This window comes from Pseudomonas sp. CFBP13509 (genome assembly GCF_005233485.1).
GTDB lineage: Bacteria > Pseudomonadota > Gammaproteobacteria > Pseudomonadales > Pseudomonadaceae > Aquipseudomonas > Aquipseudomonas marginalis.
In genome coordinates this window covers 407506-420751 of sequence record NZ_QGAA01000003.1, presented here as the reverse complement: position 1 = coordinate 420751, position 13246 = coordinate 407506, and the positions used below count along the sequence as shown (strand labels likewise).

Sequence of the window (13246 nt, the reverse complement as noted above, 5' to 3'; positions counted from 1 at the left end):
CTTACTTGGCTGCGCGTTCTTTGGCGATCAACTGGTCGGCAACGTTGAGGGTCGCTTCAGGACCACCGGTAGTGCCCAGGTCGAAACGATACTTGCCGTTGACAATCATGGTCGGTACGCCTTGCACGCCGTACTTCTGCGCCAGCTCCTTGGCCTGTTTGATCTGGCCCTGGATGGCGAAGGAGTTGAAGGTGGCCAGGAACTTGTCCTTGTCGACGCCTTGGGTGGCAATGAAGTCAGCCATTTCGTCCGGCTTGGTCAGGCGCTTGCCTTGTTTCTGGATGGCGTCGAATACCGCGTTGTGGACCTTGTGCTCCACCCCCATGGCTTCCAGGGTCAGGAACAGTTGGCCGTGGGCATCCCATGGGCCGCCGAACATGGCGGGGATGCGCTTGAAGTTCACGTCCTTGGGCAGCTTCTCGACCCAAGGGTTGATGACCGGCTCAAAAGCGTAGCAATGCGGGCAGCCGTACCAGAACAGCTCTACCACTTCGATCTTGCCCGGTACCGAAACCGGCACTGGGTTGGCCAATTCAACGTAGGTTTTACCGGCTTCAAGCGGCACGTCGGCAGCTTGTGCGGTCATGCCGAAGAGGCTGGCAGTGACGAGAGCGGCGCTGAGGATCAGATTACGCATGCTTTACTCCTGGACAAATAAAGTCGCCTCACGCGACCTTTGTTGTGACAGGTCTACGCGGGCATGAGTTCGTTAGTGTAACGGCAGCGGCCACAAAAAAGGGCGGCCTAAGCCACCCTTTTTATGCTTGCATCGATGGATTAATCGAGCGTTAACGTTGCGTGCACCTTAGTGCAGGCCCTGGATGTAGCTGGAGACCGCCGCAATGTCTTCATCACTCAGCTTGCGAGCGATGGTGCGCATGATTGCCGCGTCGCCATCATTGGCTCGCCCGGCCTCTTCCTTACGGAAATCGGTCAGCTGCTTGGCAATGTAGGTAGCGTGCTGGCCGCTCAGGTGCGGGAAGCCGGCGGCGGCTATGCCCGCGCCATTGGGCGAGTGGCAACCGGTGCAGGCAGGCAGGCCTTTATCCAGGTCACCGCCGCGGAACAGTTTCTCACCACGGGCCACCAGTTTCGGATCAGCAGCTCCCACACTGCCTTTCTGGCTGGCAAAATAAGCCGCGAGGTCTGCCAGGTCCTGGTCACTGAGGTTGGTCAGCAGGCCGGTCATTTCCAGGACCGTGCGCTTGCCATCCTTGATGTCGTGCATCTGCTTGGTCAGGTAACGCTCACCCTGGCCGGCCAATTTGGGGAAGTTCGGCGCCGGGCTGTTACCATCCGGCCCATGGCAGGCACCACATACGGCGGCTTTCGCTTGACCGGCAGTGGCATCACCTTTAAGGGGGCCCTCTGCGGCGACGGCAACACCGGTGATGCCCAAGGTCAACAGCAGACTCACGATCAGTTTGTTCATCAGCTAATCCAACTACGGCTAAGGGTTTAAGAGTTATCTACCGGGTTTACTCACCATCAACTCAATGATGGCCTGGTAATCCTCGGTACTGCAGTCCATGCACAAACCACGCGGCGGCATTGCCTTGAAACCCTGGGTCACGTGTTGCACCAGCGTGTCCATGCCCTGCGCCAGTCTTGGCGCCCAGGCTGCCTGGTCACCCCGTTTCGGGGCGTTCGGCAGTTGGCCGGCATGGCAAGCCACGCAAACTCGGTTGTACACCGCTTCCGGATCCTGTGTAGCCTGAGCGCCATACAGCGGAACCAGGGCACCGAAAGCGAGCAACCATCGGGTCATACATCGACCTTTTCAGGGTTTGAGAGCGTTTTGCGTTCTAATGCGCAATAAAGGTCTATCGCTCCCGTGAACTTCATCCTTCGCTGGGACAAAGCACACACAAAATCTGCGGCATTATATACTGGCGCTACTGAAACGGAAACGACACCGCTTGCCGCACCCTTTTTCGGCACCGCCCACATCGGAAATCTCATGCAACTCAAGAACCCCATCCTCGGCCTGTGCCAACAGTCCACCTTCATGCTCAGCGCCGCCAAAGTTGACCAATGCCCCGATGACGAAGGCTTTGAAGTCGCCTTTGCCGGTCGCTCCAACGCCGGTAAATCCAGCGCACTGAACACCCTGACCCACGCCAGCCTCGCACGCACCTCGAAAACCCCGGGCCGCACGCAGTTACTCAACTTCTTCAAGCTAGACGATGATCGGCGTCTGGTCGACCTGCCGGGCTACGGTTATGCAAAAGTACCTATCCCGCTGAAGCTGCACTGGCAGCGTCACCTGGAGGCTTACCTGGGTGGCCGGGAGAGTTTGAAGGGGTTGATCCTGATGATGGATATCCGTCATCCAATGACCGACTTCGACCTGCTGATGCTGGATTGGGCGGTCGCCAGCGGCATGCCGATGCATATCCTGCTGACCAAGGCCGACAAGCTCACCTACGGCGCCGCCAAGAACACCCTGCTTAAAGTGCAGTCCGAAATCCGCAAGGGTTGGGGTGACACAATCACCATCCAGCTGTTCTCGGCACCCAAGCGCATGGGCCTGGAAGACGCCTATACCGTGTTGGCCGGCTGGATGGAGTTGGCTGATAAAGGTGCGGAACTCGCCGAGTAACTTTTCTGCGGGCAAAAAAAACCCCGGACTTCGTATGGGGAGGGGAAGTTCGGGGTTCAAGTACCGGACCGCTAGGGCGGGGTCCGGATATCTGCCAACACTTAACACAACATAGGAGCATTGAAGGGCTTCACCACCCATTCAGTAACTCTGAGTAGCAGTTCACAGGTTAAGTTCCGGCAGGGTCAAAAAACTATTGGAAATAACTGCAGCGGATTTCCGATCTAAAGCATTCCGCCACCACGCTCGGTGGTGGCGGCGCCGCGAAATCAGTGCGCTTCGTCCCAGTTGTCGCCTACGCCAACGTCCACCACCAACGGCACATCCAACTGCGCGGCCGCGCTCATGTGCTCGCGAATCTTCTCGCTGACCTCGGCCACCAGATCCTCCCGCACTTCGAGCACCAGTTCATCGTGTACCTGCAGGATCACCTTGGCATCCAGGCCCGACGCGGTCAGCCAGTTATCCACCAGCACCATGGCCTTCTTGATGATATCCGCCGCCGTGCCCTGCATCGGCGCGTTGATCGCCGTGCGTTCTGCGGCCGCGCGCTCCTGGGGCTTGTTGGAGTTGATATCCGGCAAATACAGCCGACGTCCGAAGAAGGTTTCCACGTAGCCTTGATCGGCAGCCTGGGCGCGGGTGCGCTCCATGTACTCGCGAACGCCTGGGTAGCGGGCGAAGTACACATCGATGTAAGCCTTTGCGGTCTTGGTATCGACACCGATGTCCTTGCCGAGCTTCTGTGCCCCCATGCCGTAGATCAGGCCAAAGTTGATCGCCTTGGCACTGCGACGCTGATTGGAGGTGACCTCAGCCAATTCGACCTTGAACACCTCGGCCGCCGTGGCGGTATGCACATCCAGGTCGTTACGGAACGCATTCATCAGCCCCTCGTCCTTGGACAGGTGCGCCATGATCCGCAGTTCGATCTGCGAATAGTCCGCCGCCAGCAGTTTGTAGCCCTTGGGCGCGACAAACGCCTGGCGGATGCGCCGCCCTTCGGCGGTGCGCACCGGGATGTTCTGCAGGTTCGGGTCGCTGGAAGACAGCCGCCCGGTCGCCGCCACCGCCTGATGGTAAGAGGTGTGAACACGCCCGGTCCGCGGGTTGATCTGCTCCGGCAAGCGGTCGGTGTAAGTGCTTTTCAGCTTGCTCATGCTGCGGTACTGCATCAGTACCTTGGGCAGCGGATAGTCATCTTCGGCCAGCTTGGCCAGCACTTCCTCTGCCGTGGATGCCTGGCCCTTGCCCGTTTTTTTCAGCACCGGCAGGCCGAGTTTCTCGTAGAGAATCGCGCCGAGCTGCTTGGGCGACCCCAGGTTGAATGCTTCGCCGGCGATCTCGAACGCCTGGCGCTCCAGTTCGACCATCTTGTTGCCCAGCTCGATGCTCTGGACACCGAGCAGCTGCGCATCCACCAGCGCGCCCTGGCGTTCGATACGCGCAAGTACCGGCACCAGGGGTATTTCGATGTCCGTCAACACACTCGCCAGGCTCGGTATGGCGGTGAGCTGTGCGTGCAGTGCCTGATGCAGGCGCAGCGTCACGTCCGCATCCTCGGCGGCATAAGGACCAGCCTGTTCGAGTGGGATCTGGTCGAACGTGAGCTGCTTGGCGCCTTTGCCGGCGATGTCCTGGAAACTGACGGTGTCGTAGTCCAGGTACTTCTTGGCCAGGCTGTCCATATCATGGCGGGTCGCAGTGGAATTCAACACGTAGGATTCAAGCATGGTGTCGAACGCGATACCGCGCACGCTGATGCCATTCGCCGGGTCGCCGCCGATGGCACAGTTGGCCAGGATATTCATATCGAACTTGGCGTGCTGGCCGACCTTGAGCTTGCTCGGGTCTTGCAATAATGGCTTCAAGGCCAGCAACACAGTGTCGCGATCCAGCTGCTGCGGCGCACCGATGTAGGAATGGGTCAGCGGGATGTAGGCGGCTTCATGGGGCTGCACGGCGAAGGAAACCCCCACCAGTTGCGCCTGCTGAGCGTCGATCCCGGTGGTTTCGGTGTCGAAAGCGAACAACTTCGCGTCGTTGAGCTTCTTCAGCCAGGCATCGAATGTGGCTTGGTCGAGGATCGTGGTGTAGGTCGTTTCTGCGGGTGCCGCGGGCGCGGCCTCAACAATGTCCTCGGCAACAGGCGCGGCCTTGAGCTCCACTCGCTTGGCATCGCGCTGAATCTCATCGAACCAGCTCTTGAACTCCAGCAGGGTGTAAAGCTCCAGCAACTTTTCGCGATCCGGTTCAATCAGGTGCAAATCGTCCAGACCCACGTCCAGCGGCACATCGATCTTGATCGTCGCCAACTGATAGGAGAGGAATGCCATCTCCTTATGCTCTTCCAGCTTCGCCGGCAGCGTCTTGGCACCGCGGATCGGCAGGGTCGGCACAATGTCCAACTGCTCATAAAGCTCTTTGAGGCCGCCGTTCACGCCCACCAGCAAGCCGGAAGCGGTCTTCGGACCAATGCCCGGAACGCCCGGGATGTTGTCGGACGAATCGCCCATCAACGCCAGATAGTCGATGATCTGCTCCGGAGCGACGCCAAATTTCTCCTTTACGCCTTCGATGTCCATCGAGCTACCGGTCATGGTGTTGACCAGAGTAATGTGCCCGTCGACCAACTGCGCCATGTCCTTATCGCCGGTGGAGATCACCACCGGACGGTCAGCGGCCGCACTGCTGCGGGCCAGGGTACCGATCACGTCATCGGCCTCGACGCCTTCGACGCACAGCAAAGGGAAGCCCAGGGCGATCACGCTCTGGTGCAGGGGCTCGATTTGCACGCGCATGTCATCGGGCATGCTTGGGCGGTTGGCCTTGTATTCGGCGTACATGTCATCGCGAAACGTCCCACCCTTGGCGTCGAACACTACCGCGAACGGGCTGTCCGGGTACTGCTTGCGCAGGCTTTTGAGCATGTTCAACACGCCCTTGACCGCACCGGTCGGCAGGCCTTTGGAAGTGGTCAGCGGTGGCAGCGCGTGGAACGCGCGGTACAGGTAAGACGAACCGTCCACCAGGACGAGGGGGGCTTGGCTCATGAGCAGGATCAACCTTTTCGGCGGGTCAGGCGCTAGAATAGCCGGACCAATGAAAACAAAGGGACAAGGTTATCATGCGTACATTCAATCGCCTGCTGTTGACCGGCCTGATTGCACTCGCTCCGATGGCTGCCATGGCGGCAGACAGCGCGCCTTCGGGTGATCCGGAAGTGACCATTCGCACGGAAGGCGACCGGACTATCCAGGAGTACCGTCAAAACGGTTTCCTGTATGCAATCAAGGTGACCGTAAAAGGCGCGCCTCCGTATTTCCTGGTACGCGCGGATGGAACCGACGCGAACTTCATCCGCTCTGACCAGCCGGATATGCTGATCCCGTCATGGAAGATCTTCGAATGGAAATGATTTCTTAACTTCAATTGGCGCCGCCCACTGCGGCGCCCGTACTGGCAGTTTTAACCATGTCTGTGTTCACCCCCCTGGCTCGGCCCGAGCTGGAAACCTTTCTCGCCCCCTACGGGCTCGGCCGCCTGCTTGACTTCCAGGGGATTGCCGCTGGTAGCGAAAACACCAATTTCTTTATCAGCCTGGAACAGGGCGAATTCGTCCTGACCCTGGTTGAGCGCGGCCCTGTCGCAGAAATGCCGTTCTTCATCGAACTGCTCGATGTGCTCCACGATGCCGACCTGCCGGTACCCTACGCCCTGCGCACCACGGACGGCGTCGCATTGCGCGAACTGAAAGGCAAACCGGCGCTGCTGCAACCGCGCCTGGCCGGCAAGCACATCAAGGACGCCAACTCACAGCATTGCGCCCAGGTCGGCGACCTGCTCGGCCATCTGCACCTGGCGACGCAAGGCGAGAAGGTGCTGGAGCGCAGGACCGATCGCGGCCTGGACTGGATGCTCAGCGAGGGTGCGCAGCTGATTTCGCACCTGGACGATGCACAGCAAAGCCTGCTGCAAGCAGTATTGACTGAAATCGAGGCCCATAAGGCCGAGATCCTCGCCCTGCCACGCGCCAACGTGCACGCCGACCTGTTCCGCGACAACGCGATGTTCGAAGGCACACACCTGACCGGCCTGATCGACTTCTACAACGCCTGCTCGGGCCCGATGCTGTACGACGTGGCAATCGCCCTGAATGACTGGTGTTCGGACGCCGATGGCGTAATTGATGGCCCGCGCGCCCGAGCGTTGCTGGGTGCCTACGCAGGCCTGCGGCCGTTCACGGCCAAGGAGGCCGAGCTATGGCCGACCATGCTGCGGGTGGCGTGCGTGCGGTTCTGGCTGTCGCGCCTGATCGCCGCTGAGTCCTTTGCCGGGCAGAATGTTCTCATTCACGATCCCGCCGAGTTCGAGCATCGGCTGGCGCAACGCCAAGACGTCACTGTCCACCTGCCGTTCGCCCTTTAACGGTTCAGGCGGGCAAAAAAATGTGGGAGGGGGCTTGCTCCCGATAGCGGTAGATCAGTCAACTTATGCACTGACTGGCACTCTGCTATCGGGAGCAAGCCCCCTCCCACATTTGATCTGCGCTGCGGCTTATAACGACTCCAGGCACCCTGCCAAGTCGTTCCCCAACTTCTCCAGCACCTGTTCGTAACCCTGGGCTGTGGCCGGGGTGTAGCCGCCCAGCGCATCCAATTCCGCCAGCTTCACCGGCAAACCTGCCACCAGGGTTTCGGCCAAACGTGGACGCAGCGGCGGTTCACTGAACACACAGGTCTTGCCCACTTCCTGCAAACGCGTACGCATCGCCGCCACATGCTGGGCGCCAGGCTGCACTTCGGCGGCAACGCTGAACACGCCGGTGTGCTTGAGCCCGTAGGCGTCTTCAAAGTAATCAAAGGCTTCGTGGAACACGAAGTAAGGTTTGTCACCGATGCTCGCCAGGCGTTTTTTCAGGCGCGCATCCAGTGCATCCAGGCGCTCGTCGAAAGCCTTGGCATTGCTCTGATAACGCGCGGCGTTCACGGGGTCCGCTGCACTGAGGTCAGCGGCCATACGCGCTGCGATCACCCGAGCGTTCACCGTGGACAGCCACAGGTGCGCATCCAGGCTCCCCGGGCGGTGATCATGGTCATGTTCGTCGGCATCGTCGGCGTGGGAATGGCTATCTTCGGCGAACCGACGCAATTTCATCCCCGGCAGGTCTTGAACTGCTACGGTCAGCGCGGTACGCCCCTTGAGCACGCGAGGCAGGAAGCCCTCCATGTCCGGCCCGATCCAATACAGCAGATCGACCGACTGCACGCGCCGTACGTCGGATGGGCGCAAGGCGAAGTTATGGGGCGATGCACCCGGCGGCAGCAATACCTCCGGAACCGCCACACCGTCCTGCACGGCAGCGGCAATCAACTGCAATGGCTTGATGCTCGTGAGCACCTTGACCTCGGCCTGAGCGGCGCCAGCGAGGAACAAACTGGTGACAAATACGACAAAAACGGGAAAAAGTCGGGACACGATGACCACTCAATGACGTAGGAACGGGTAACATAATAACGTCTCTATCAAATATCTGTCGCCGCTCATGCCTAAAACACCGCTTGCCAGCCGTCCACACGACCACTCTCACTGCGTGCATACCGCGCTGTCGGAGGCCGACACCCTGTGTGCACAGAAAGGCTTGCGCCTGACCGCCCTGCGTCGCCGGGTGCTGGAACTCGTCTGGCAGAGCCACAAGCCCCTGGGTGCCTACGACATCCTGGGTGTGCTCAGCGAGCAGGACGGCCGCCGGGCCGCGCCGCCGACCGTGTACCGCGCGCTGGATTTCCTGCTGGAAAACGGCCTGGTGCACCGCATTGCCTCGCTCAACGCCTTTGTCGGCTGCAACCACCCGGAGCACGCGCATCAGGGCCAGTTCCTGATCTGCCGCGAGTGCCACGCCGCCATCGAGCTTGAACAAAAAAGCATCAGCGATGCCATCATCAAGAGCTCCGCCGACGTAGGCTTCCGGGTCGAAGGGCAGACGGTCGAAGTGGTCGGCCTGTGCTCGGGCTGCCAGGGGGCTTGATGAGCAACGCGTTAATCCGCCTGGAGCAGGTCGGCGTCACGTTTGCCGGGCAGAACGTGCTGGATAACATCGCCTTGAGCGTCGAGCCGGGGCAGATCGTCACCCTGATCGGCCCCAATGGCGCCGGCAAGACCACCCTGGTGCGCGCCGTACTCGGCCTGCTCAAGCCCGACACCGGCAGCGTGTGGCGCAAGCCCAGGCTGCGCGTGGGCTACATGCCGCAAAAGCTGCATGTTGATCCGACCTTGCCCTTGTCTGTACTGCGGTTTTTGCGCCTGGTGCCCGGTGTGGACCGCGCCCGCGCGCAGGCCGCCCTCAAGGAAGTCGGTGCCGAGCAGGTCATCGACAGCCCGGTGCAAAGCATCTCCGGCGGCGAAATGCAGCGCGTGCTGCTGGCCCGTGCCCTGCTGCGCGAGCCCGAGTTGCTGGTGCTGGATGAACCCGTGCAGGGCGTCGACGTCGCCGGCCAGGCCGAGCTGTACAGCCTGATCACCCGCCTGCGCGACCGCCATGGCTGCGGCGTGCTGATGGTCTCCCATGATTTGCACCTGGTGATGAGCACCACCGACCAAGTGGTATGCCTCAACCGCCACGTGTGCTGCTCCGGCCACCCGGAACAAGTCAGCAGCGACCCGGCGTTCGTCGAACTGTTCGGCAAGAACGCCCAGAGCCTGGCGATCTATCACCACCATCACGATCACGCCCATGACCTGCATGGCGCTGTCGTTGACGATCCCGCGACGCCCCACACCCACGTTCATGGAGATAGCTGCAAGCATGGCTGATTTTCTGCTTTACGCCCTGCTGGCAGGCTTGGCTCTGGCGCTGGTGGCGGGCCCGCTGGGCTCGTTCGTGGTCTGGCGGCGCATGGCGTATTTTGGCGACACCTTGTCCCACGCCGCGCTGCTGGGCGTGGCCATGGGCTTCCTGCTGGATGTGAGCCCGACCATCGCCGTGACCGTGGGTTGCCTGCTGCTGGCGGTGCTGCTGGTGACCCTGCAACAGCGCCAGCCACTGGCCTCGGACACCCTGTTGGGCATCCTGGCGCCGAGCACGCTGTCCCTGGGCCTGGTGGTGCTGAGCTTTATGCATGAAGTGCGCATCGACCTGATGGCCTATCTGTTCGGCGACCTGCTGGCGATCAGCCCCACCGATCTTGCCTGGATTCTCGGCGGCAGCGCCGCAGTATTGGTGCTATTGGTCGCCCTGTGGCGCCCACTGCTGGCCATCACGGTGCATGAAGAACTGGCCAGGGTCGAAGGTTTGCCCGTACCAGCGTTGCGCATGGCCCTGATGCTGCTGATTGCCGTGGTGATCGCTGTCGCGATGAAGATTGTCGGCGTATTGTTGATCACATCGCTGTTGATCATTCCGGCCGCCGCCGCCCAGCGCCACGCCCGCTCGCCGGAGCAGATGGCAATCGGTGCCAGCCTGTTGGGGATGCTGGCAGTGTGCGGGGGCCTGGCGTTGTCATGGTTCAAGGACACACCGGCCGGACCGTCGATCGTAGTCACGGCGGCCGCCCTGTTTCTGCTGAGTTTTGTCCTGCCCCGTCGAGGGGTGTAGACTTGCTCGCTTTTTGCGCAAATAGAGAGTCGCAGGAATGAAGCTGTTCACCTCCCGTTATCTGCTCCTTGCCGCGTTTTCCCTGCTGCTGGGCGCCTGTCAAAGCACACCGCCCGCCGCCCCAGAGGCCCCGGATCCGCGTGCTGCGGCCATCGCGCAGCTGGAGCAAAACCTGGCCAGCAGTGAGCTGGCCACCGCCGAAGACCAACTGGCCGCGCTGCAGGCCCAGTCGCCCAATGACCCGACGCTGGAGCCCTACCAACGTCAATTGGCCGAGGCTTACCTGCAGCGCAGCCAGATTGTGCTGCAAAAAGGCGATGTAAACGCCGCCGCCACCGCCCTGAGCCGTGCCCGCGCGCTGATGCCCAAGGCGCCGGCGCTGACCGGTGGCGTCAACAGCGCCATCACCCACGCCCGTAAAGTCGAGCTGGATAAAGCCGAAGAGGCCCTCAAGGCCGCCGAAGCCAAGCCCGCTGCCAAGGTCATCGACCCGGCCGCGCCAAGCACCACCGTGGCGCTGAACCTTACTGATATTGAAGCGCTGCGCCATCAACTGGATGCGATTGCCACCGACGTGGTGAATTACCAGTGCGATGTGACGATCCAGGCGCCGCGCACCCAGGATTACCCGTGGCTGGCCACGTTGCTGACCAAACGGGTGAAGCGTATTGATTCAGGGTATGACCTGAAGATTCACCGGCAGATTCTGAAACATATTCCGGCGCAGGTTGTGCTGATCCCGCGCAAGGCGGAATAAAGCATCGGGGCGGTGCGACGATTCGACTTGCCCCCCCCCGATGGCGATCTAACAAACAACCAAAAAATCAGGCCGGAATCGCCTTAGCCTTCGGCTCACGATCCCAAACCCGATGCTGTGCAATCGCGGCAAAAAACGCCTTGAACGCTTTCGCATCCGAACCCACGATCAACCCCGCATCCGTCTCCAGCTTCAGCAGATCCAGCAGTGGCTTCACGTCACTGGCAACCGCAATCGCCTTCAGGTGTTTGTAGGCTTCCAGAACGTAATGCAATGCCACACCATCACCGCTCAGTGCTTTAACCGACTCTTTTCCGCCTGGAATAAATACGGCGTCAAACGCAATCGACGGCATGCCTTCCATCGACGCATCCACCGGCAGGCGCTTGCCATCCGCCGTCTTCACCGGCGCCGAGGTCGGCCCCAGCAACTTGGCATGGGCACCTTCTGTCTCCAGTGCTTGTTTCAGCGCATCGATTGCCGCGCCATCCACACCGTCAGCCGCGAGAATCGCGACTTTGCGCGTCTTGATATCGCCGGACAGCAGGTTCACCTGGCTCAATGCCGGCGACTCTTTCAGCGAAGACTCACGCGGCGCTACCGTGCCTTTGGTCGGCGCCGGCAGACCAAGGTTCTGCGCCACGCGCTTGGCCAGTTCCAAATCGATATTGGCCAGAATCTCGTTGACCTGACGCGCGCGGATAAACTCGCGCTCCACCTTGCCCAACTCGAAGCTGTAGGCCGCGATGATGTGCTCTTTCTCGTGGTGGCTCATGCTGTGGAAAAACAGCGCGGCTTGCGAGAAGTGGTCACCAAACGACTCACTGCGCTCACGTACCTTGTTGGCATCGACACGCTCGTAATAAGTTTCGAAACCGCCATCCTGGGCAGCCGGCGGCGTTTCTTTCGGCCAACCACCATCGATCGAATTCGGCTCGTACGCGGCTCGGCCCTTGTCGATCACGGTGCGGTGCTGGGCGTCGCGCTGGCCGTTGTGGAAAGGTACTACCGGCCGGTTGATCGGCAGCTCATGGAAGTTCGGACCGCCGAGGCGGCTGATCTGCGTATCCGTGTAGGAAAACAGACGGCCTTGCAGCAACGGGTCGTTGGTGAAGTCGATACCCGGCACGATGTGGCCCGGGCAAAACGCGACCTGCTCGACTTCGGCAAAGAAGTTATCCGGGTTACGGTTCAGCACCATCTTGCCCAGCGGCGTGATCGGCACCAGTTCCTCGGGGATGATCTTGGTCGGATCGAGCAGGTCAAAGTCGAACTTATGCTCGTCTTCTTCCGCAACGATCTGCACACCCAGCTCCCACTCAGGGTAGTCGCCGCTTTCAATCGCTTCCCACAGGTCACGGCGGTGGTAATCGGTATCTTTACCGGCAAGCTTTTGCGCTTCGTCCCACACCAGGGAACAGGTGCCGACCTTCGGGTGCCAGTGGAACTTCACAAAGCTGGACTTACCTTCGGTATTGATCAAGCGGAAGGTGTGAATGCCAAACCCCTGCATGGCACGCAGGCTTTTTGGAATGGCGCGGTCAGACATCGCCCAGATCACCATGTGCGCCGACTCCGGCTGCAACGAAACAAAATCCCAGAACGTATCGTGGGCCGAGCCGCCGGTAGGAATTTCGTTGTGTGGCTCAGGTTTTACCGCATGCACGAAGTCGGGAAACTTGATCGCATCCTGAATGAAAAACACCGGCATGTTGTTGCCGACCAGGTCGAAGTTGCCCTCGTCGGTGAAGAACTTCACCGCGAAACCGCGCACGTCACGCACCGTATCGCCCGAGCCACGCGGGCCCTGCACGGTGGAGAAACGCACGAACACCGGGGTTTTATGCTCGGGGTTACGCAGGAAACCTGCCTTGCTCAGCGCGGAATGGTTTTCATAGGTCTGGAAATAGCCATGGGCGCCGGTGCCCCGGGCATGCACGATGCGCTCGGGGATACGCTCATGGTCAAAGTGCGTGATTTTTTCACGCATGATGAAGTCTTCCAGCAGCGAGGGGCCGCGGGCACCGACTTTCAATGTGTTCTGGTTGTCGGAGATCTTCACGCCTTGGTTGGTACGCAGGGCCTGGCCGGTCGCATCGGAACGGAATTCCTCCAGGGCTTGCAGCTTGGCGTTGGTGTTGCCACGGTCCAGGGTGTCGGTGCCTGCAAGTTCACTCTTCGACGGGGTGGCTGGCTTCTTGGTACTCATCAGTCAAAACTCCTTATTCAAAGTGGCCAGAGCGGTCCCCGGCTCGTTTGAGCAAAACCCCAGGCACGGCACCTGGGAAATCGA

General features: G+C 60.6%; 13 protein-coding genes. 7 read left to right on the top strand and 6 right to left on the bottom strand.

The window, feature by feature from the left end; genetic code table 11:
• Nucleotide 1: 1 nt before the first annotated feature.
• From dsbA to PspCFBP13509_RS07775, 3 genes are all read right to left on the bottom strand, one after another.
• Nucleotides 2-637, bottom strand: a complete 636-nt coding sequence (gene dsbA, locus PspCFBP13509_RS07785) for a thiol:disulfide interchange protein DsbA (protein WP_027608027.1) — start codon at nt 635-637, stop codon at nt 2-4.
• 168 nt (nt 638-805) lie between these two features.
• A complete protein-coding gene (locus PspCFBP13509_RS07780) occupies nt 806-1432 on the bottom strand; it encodes a c-type cytochrome (RefSeq protein ID WP_065926859.1) in 627 nt (208 codons plus the stop codon).
• A 33-nt stretch (nt 1433-1465) separates the two neighbouring features.
• Nucleotides 1466-1768 carry a c-type cytochrome gene (locus PspCFBP13509_RS07775; protein ID WP_027608029.1) on the bottom strand — a complete coding sequence of 101 codons (303 nt, stop codon included), beginning with the start codon at nt 1766-1768 and terminating at the stop codon, nt 1466-1468.
• Nucleotides 1769-1960: 192 nt separating this feature from the next.
• On the opposite strand from PspCFBP13509_RS07775, the gene yihA reads away from it, so the two are divergent.
• The gene (gene yihA / locus PspCFBP13509_RS07770) at nt 1961-2602 is read left to right on the top strand and encodes a ribosome biogenesis GTP-binding protein YihA/YsxC (RefSeq protein ID WP_027608030.1); all 642 of its coding nucleotides are present in this window, start codon (nt 1961-1963) and stop codon (nt 2600-2602) included.
• A gap of 269 nt (nt 2603-2871) precedes the next feature.
• On the opposite strand, the gene polA is transcribed toward yihA, so the two are convergent.
• Complete coding sequence (polA, locus tag PspCFBP13509_RS07765) at nt 2872-5655, bottom strand: DNA polymerase I (RefSeq protein WP_065926858.1); 2784 nt, start codon at nt 5653-5655, stop codon at nt 2872-2874.
• A 74-nt stretch (nt 5656-5729) separates the two neighbouring features.
• Here polA and PspCFBP13509_RS07760 point away from each other — a divergent pair, with 74 nt between their 5' ends.
• Both PspCFBP13509_RS07760 and PspCFBP13509_RS07755 read left to right on the top strand, forming a co-directional pair.
• Nucleotides 5730-6020, top strand: a complete 291-nt coding sequence (locus PspCFBP13509_RS07760) for a DUF2782 domain-containing protein (RefSeq protein ID WP_060756492.1) — start codon at nt 5730-5732, stop codon at nt 6018-6020.
• Nucleotides 6021-6076: 56 nt separating this feature from the next.
• Nucleotides 6077-7030 carry a homoserine kinase gene (locus tag PspCFBP13509_RS07755; RefSeq protein ID WP_074848104.1) on the top strand — a complete coding sequence of 318 codons (954 nt, stop codon included), beginning with the start codon at nt 6077-6079 and terminating at the stop codon, nt 7028-7030.
• A gap of 129 nt (nt 7031-7159) precedes the next feature.
• On the opposite strand, the gene PspCFBP13509_RS07750 is transcribed toward PspCFBP13509_RS07755, so the two are convergent.
• Nucleotides 7160-8089, bottom strand: a complete 930-nt coding sequence (locus tag PspCFBP13509_RS07750; RefSeq protein WP_065926856.1) for a zinc ABC transporter substrate-binding protein — start codon at nt 8087-8089, stop codon at nt 7160-7162.
• A 58-nt stretch (nt 8090-8147) separates the two neighbouring features.
• Between PspCFBP13509_RS07750 and zur the strand changes: the two genes are divergently transcribed.
• The 4 genes from zur to PspCFBP13509_RS07730 are packed head-to-tail and all read left to right on the top strand — an operon-like array spanning nt 8148 to nt 10953.
• Complete coding sequence (zur, locus tag PspCFBP13509_RS07745) at nt 8148-8630, top strand: zinc uptake transcriptional repressor Zur (protein WP_026136513.1); 483 nt, start codon at nt 8148-8150, stop codon at nt 8628-8630.
• Nucleotides 8630-9415 carry a zinc ABC transporter ATP-binding protein ZnuC gene (gene znuC, locus PspCFBP13509_RS07740; protein WP_065926855.1) on the top strand — a complete coding sequence of 262 codons (786 nt, stop codon included), beginning with the start codon at nt 8630-8632 and terminating at the stop codon, nt 9413-9415. The genes zur and znuC overlap by 1 nt, the downstream gene beginning before the upstream one ends.
• On the top strand, nt 9408-10196 hold the full coding sequence (gene znuB / locus PspCFBP13509_RS07735) for a zinc ABC transporter permease subunit ZnuB (RefSeq protein ID WP_027608036.1): 789 nt from the start codon (nt 9408-9410) through the stop codon (nt 10194-10196). Before znuC ends, znuB begins: the two co-directional genes overlap by 8 nt.
• A gap of 37 nt (nt 10197-10233) precedes the next feature.
• Nucleotides 10234-10953: a PA5502 family lipoprotein gene (locus PspCFBP13509_RS07730; RefSeq protein WP_065926854.1), complete on the top strand. Its 720-nt coding sequence runs from the start codon at nt 10234-10236 to the stop codon at nt 10951-10953.
• 67 nt (nt 10954-11020) lie between these two features.
• Here PspCFBP13509_RS07730 and katE read toward each other — a convergent pair whose 3' ends face one another.
• Complete coding sequence (gene katE / locus PspCFBP13509_RS07725; protein ID WP_137211768.1) at nt 11021-13162, bottom strand: catalase HPII; 2142 nt, start codon at nt 13160-13162, stop codon at nt 11021-11023.
• Nucleotides 13163-13246: the final 84 nt, after the last annotated feature.